The sequence below is a fragment of the Rhodothermales bacterium genome (assembly GCA_013002345.1).
Lineage (GTDB): Bacteria > Bacteroidota > Rhodothermia > Rhodothermales > JABDKH01 > JABDKH01.
This window is the reverse complement of record JABDKH010000149.1, coordinates 1-4,826: the sequence shown is the minus strand read 5'-3', so window position 1 is coordinate 4,826 and position 4,826 is coordinate 1. Positions and strand designations below refer to the sequence as shown.

General features: G+C 59.8%; 5 protein-coding genes. 1 reads left to right on the top strand and 4 read right to left on the bottom strand.

The window, feature by feature from the left end; all coding sequences use genetic code 11:
* From HKN37_07600 to HKN37_07585, 4 genes are all read right to left on the bottom strand, one after another.
* The coding region (locus HKN37_07600; GenBank protein ID NNE46509.1) for a Gfo/Idh/MocA family oxidoreductase at positions 1 to 691 on the bottom strand (691 nt) is incomplete at its 3' end.
* Positions 688 to 1,833: a DegT/DnrJ/EryC1/StrS family aminotransferase gene (locus HKN37_07595; protein NNE46508.1), complete on the bottom strand. Its 1,146-nt coding sequence runs from the start codon at positions 1,831 to 1,833 to the stop codon at positions 688 to 690. The genes HKN37_07600 and HKN37_07595, both read right to left, overlap by 4 nt.
* 24 nt (positions 1,834 to 1,857) lie before the next feature.
* Positions 1,858 to 2,622, bottom strand: a complete 765-nt coding sequence (locus tag HKN37_07590; GenBank protein ID NNE46507.1) for an N-acetyltransferase — start codon at positions 2,620 to 2,622, stop codon at positions 1,858 to 1,860.
* 18 nt (positions 2,623 to 2,640) lie between these two features.
* The gene (locus HKN37_07585) at positions 2,641 to 3,126 is read right to left on the bottom strand and encodes a hypothetical protein (protein ID NNE46506.1); all 486 of its coding nucleotides are present in this window, start codon (positions 3,124 to 3,126) and stop codon (positions 2,641 to 2,643) included.
* A gap of 276 nt (positions 3,127 to 3,402) precedes the next feature.
* Between HKN37_07585 and HKN37_07580 the strand changes: the two genes are divergently transcribed.
* Positions 3,403 to 4,826: sugar transporter (locus tag HKN37_07580; GenBank protein ID NNE46505.1), on the top strand; the 1,424-nt coding region annotated here is incomplete at its 3' end.

Sequence of the window (4,826 nt, the reverse complement as noted above, 5' to 3'; positions counted from 1 at the left end):
GCCAGCTGGTATGGAGATGCGCGATCCTTCCGTCCTCGAAGAAGACGGTTGCGAACGCGACATCCTCAACGCCAGGCTGCAAGTAGGCCTGGCCCTGCGCCGCAACGGCCACAGGACGGCGCTTCAGAAATCGGAGTGACACAGCCAGATCATGTGGAGCGAGACTTTCAAGAGCGTTCTCTTTCTGCCGGATGACCCCAAGATTTACACGCGAGCTGTACAGGTAGTACACGTCGCCGAGACCTCCCGTCTCGATCAGCGCATCTACGTAACGAAAGGCCGGATGATAGATGAGCAGATGGCCGACCATCAGCACCAGACCTCTTTCCTCCGACAGTTCGACGAGACGACGCGCGTCCGCAACCGATTGCGCCAGAGGCTTTTCAACGAAAACATGTTTGCCGGCAAGAAGAGCCTTCTCGGCCAGTTCTGCGTGCGTTGGAGTTTCCGTCGCTACGACAATGGCCTCGATACTGTCGTCCTGCAGCAACGCGTCGAAGTCACTGGTTGTCTGCATGCCGGCATAACCGGCCGCAACGGATTGCAGAATTGCTTCACGTTGGTCGCACGCGCTCACCACTTCCGCCGACGGCAGCCGACTGAAGTTGCGCAGAAGATTCTTGCCCCAGTACCCGACTCCGACCTGTCCAATGCGGACGACTCGATCCACACCGTGCTCACCATCCGTCATGCTCCGGCCTCCTGACCTGTCTGAACGAACTCAGCGATCGCGTCAACGACGCGACCTTGTTGCGCCCCGGTGAGTTCCGTATGCATCGGCAAAGAGATGACTTCTTGCGCGGCAGTCTCGGTATGGGTCATTTCGCCGATGCGGCACGCCGCGTGACCATCTTTGAATACGGGTAACTGATGGAGCGCCGTCGGATAGTACACCGCGTGAGGAATGCCCGCTGACTTCAGGTGGGCAGCGAGCCCATCTCGGCCTTCCGGCACGTCGGGCGACACGCGGATGGTGTACTGATGAAACACATGACTGGACTCCGGGACGCGGTGTGGAATCGTAACGCCTTCAACGTCCGCGAGCAACTCGTCGTACCGGTCCGCAGCCGCTCTTCGCGCCACGGAAAACGCTTCGAGGTGGCGAAGTTTGACGAGCAAGATGGCCGCCTGCAACGTATCGAGTCGGCTGTTGACGCCAACAATCTCGTTGTGGTACTTACGCGTGCCACCGTGATTGGCCACCTTCCGTGCGGCCTCGTACAGGGCCTCGTCATTCGTCGTTATTGCGCCGCCGTCGCCATACGCGCCGAGGTTTTTCGACGGGAAGAACGACAGGGTCCCCATGGTACCGATGTATCCGGTTGCGCGGCCTTTGTACGCGGCTCCGACGCCCTGCGCATTATCCTCGATCACCGGGAGGCCATGGCGATCGGCGATTTCCATGATCGGATCCAGGTCGGCGGGCTGGCCGAAGAGGTGGACCGGAACGATCGCTCTGGTGCGAGGCGTGATGAGATCTTCGATAGCACTCGGGTCGATATTGAAGGATTCGGGATCGATGTCGGCGAACACCGGAACGGCTCCGAGCAGGGCGGCGGCTTCGGCCGTCGCTACGAACGTGAATGCCGTCGTGATCACCTCATCGCCCGGAGCGACGCCAAGTGCCATCATGGCGATCTGTAGCGCATCGGTGCCGTTGCCAACGCCCAGCGCATACTTACCGCCCAGATGACCTGCCAGCTCGCACTCAAACTCGCCTACCAGGGGGCCCCTGATAAACTGCGCGCCGTCCAGGACCTCCTGCACGGCCTCGTCAATCTCGTCTTTGATCCTCAGATACTGACCTCGCAGGTCCACCATCTGGATATCCATGCTCACTACCTCGCCTCGATACGGCTAGTCTTCCCAGCCCTGATTGTCGAGCTTCTGCTCGTCCGGCACGTCACCTGACTTCCGTGCGGGTACGCCCGTGTATACTTTGTCTCCTTCCGCATCCTTCGTCAGGACGGCTCCTGCCGCCACGACGCTGTCCGGACCGACTTCCTTGCCCGGCAGTACGACCGCTCCGACTCCGATGCGACCACCCCTCCGCACAGTCACGCCTTTGAAGTGCTTGAAACGCTCCTTGGTTCGTCCAATGAAGTTGTCGTTGCTCGTCAAAACGCCCGGAGCAATGAAGCAACGATCTTCGACTTCCGAATAGGCGGCAAGGTAGACGTTGGTCTCCAGTTTGCAGTACCGCCCGACAATGCAGTCGTTTTCAATGGATACGCCGCGACCCACGATGGTGAAGTCGCCTACGCGGACACGTTCTCGGATCGTCGCAAAATCGGCCACGAGGACGCCGTTCCCGATCATCGATCCGGCATACAGGACGACGCCGGTCCCGACAATGCAGTCGCTTCCGACTACCGGTGCGGGCTGCGAGCCGACCTTTGTCACTGCGCTGTTGGGCGCACGCATGGGCTGTTTGCCAATAACCGCGTGGTCGTCAATGCGAACGTTTGAGCCGATCCGCGCGCCGGCGTGTACGACCACGTGGTGGCCAATCAGACAACCTGGCCCAATTTCGACATCTTCTGAAACGACGCAATACCGGCCGATCTCGGTACCGGCGCCCAGCCGTGCCGTCGGATGTCGGTAGTACGTCTCGATATCCATTTCCTCCTGCTGCGAGTGCTATCGGGACCTCGGAATGATTCGCGCTCCCACCTGCATGTAGGAATGCTCGATCGACGGAATCGTCCGATACGTGTACTGCACGTAGGGAACGAGCCAATCCCGCAGTCGCATGTATACGCCGAACTTGAGGTTCACTCCGACCCGATCGCCGTCACGATTGTAGTAATTCAGTCCCACACCGTAGTAGGGCCTCAGGAAACGATACGTGAATAGATTGAGGTGGGTGTCCAGGTTGACCATCCACGGGGATGTCGTGTCCGATGGCGCGAAGAAGTAATTGCCGCCAAGCGCGATATCGAAGGTATACCCTTTGATTGGCAGCATGACGGCGCCTCCGACTCCATACAGGTCTTCCCCGGCCATTCGTTCGCCGTATACGGCCACATCGATCTGCGCACGGGACGTGACAGGTCCGGCTAGCACGAGAATGAAGACGAACAGGATTGCCCGAAAGAACCGGGTACGGACCGGGGAATGCTTCACAATGTGGGCAGACGGAAGGTTGGGTGCATTTAAAAGCTCTCGTAAGGTACGTTCCCGTCCGCAATCCGGTGACCGTCGGGGCGTTAGATTTTTGTTCGGAAGTGAAAAAGAATAGGCAGGATAGTTAACTTCCTTAAATCCGGTGAGCCGGAGTCCGAAGAAACCACCTTCTGCCGATGGACGACGACTCAACCGGCCCCCAAGCGACCCGTTGACCCCGAAGGCTTCGCCCCGGATGTGTCATCCCGCGCAGTAGCAGGTTCCAGGATTTACATCATGACCCCGCACGCATTGAAGAAGAGTCCACACCACAGGCCTCTCATCACGGCACTCCTCCTAGTTCTCACATCCATTCTGCTCGTTCCGCAGTCCCGCGCCCAGGAGGTACCGGCCGACGTTCAGCGAGAGTTGCGGCAGCGAGGAATGACGGAGGAGCAAGCCCGCGAGCAGGCGGCCCGCATGGGCATCGACCTGGACAATCCTGCACAGGCAGCACAGCGAGCCCGCGAGCTCGGGATACCGGAAGCGACCATCCAGCGGCTGCTTCGTGCCGTGAGTGACGTTGAAACCGTACCCGAGCCGGCCATAACGCTTCCCGCGATCGTGGATACGTTGGTGCTGGTGGACCAGGACGTTGCTGATGCTGACGCGGATGAGCTGGCGAAGCTCAGGCAGGCCGCGGAGCGCGACGTCGACACGCCGCTGGAAGACTACGGCCGTGAGCAGAAGATCAAGTACTTCGGATACAGCCTCTTCGAGAACGTCCCGCAGGCCTTTGAGCCTAGTTCCGTCGGACCGGTCGATGACGGCTACATCGTAGGGCCTGCCGACGAGCTTCGGCTGAGCGTCTGGGGCGCCGCTGAATTCCAGTACGATATCACGGTCGACCGGGAAGGCCGCGTCTTCATCCCGAACGTAGGTCAACTGACCGTTGCCGGTCGCCGACTGGAAAGTCTCCGACAGGACATGCGGAACTCGCTGTCGAGGTCCTATGCGGGGCTCACGAGCGATCCGCCCAGTGTTTTCATGGACCTCACACTCACGAGGCTGCGCCCCGTCCAGGTGTTCGTGCTCGGTGAGGTCGCGCAACCGGGCGGATATACGGTGAGTTCGAATTCGACTCCGTTCAACGTCCTCTACAGCGTCGGTGGCCCACTGACGAGCGGATCCCTTCGCTCGGTTCAGGTCGTTCGCGGTGGGCGCGTCCTTGGCACGGTTGATATCTACAACTACCTGCTCAAGGGGTACGACAAGAATCCCATCAGACTTCAGAGCAACGACTTCATTTTCATCCCGCCGCGTGAGGTCACCGTCTCGATAGAGGGCGATGTCTACCGGCCCGCCATTTACGAACTGCGCGAGGGCGAAGGGATGGCGGAGTTGCTTGCGTACGCCGGCGGCCTGTTGCCCGATGCCTACACGAAGCGATTCCAGGTCGATCGTATCATCCCGTTCGATCGACGCCGTGATCCTTCCATCGCACGTGAGTTGCTCGATTTCAGTCTGGAGCGGGTGATCCGCGGCGAGGAGACGGTCACGCTACAGGACGGCGATCGCGTCAATCTCTTTTCGATCGTGGATCTTGTGGAAAATGCTGTGTCGGTTGCCGGTGACGTGTATCAACCGGGACGTTATGAGATCGGCGCCGCCGTTCGAACTGTCCGTGATCTCATTCGAGAGGCGGACGGAGTCACGGGTAC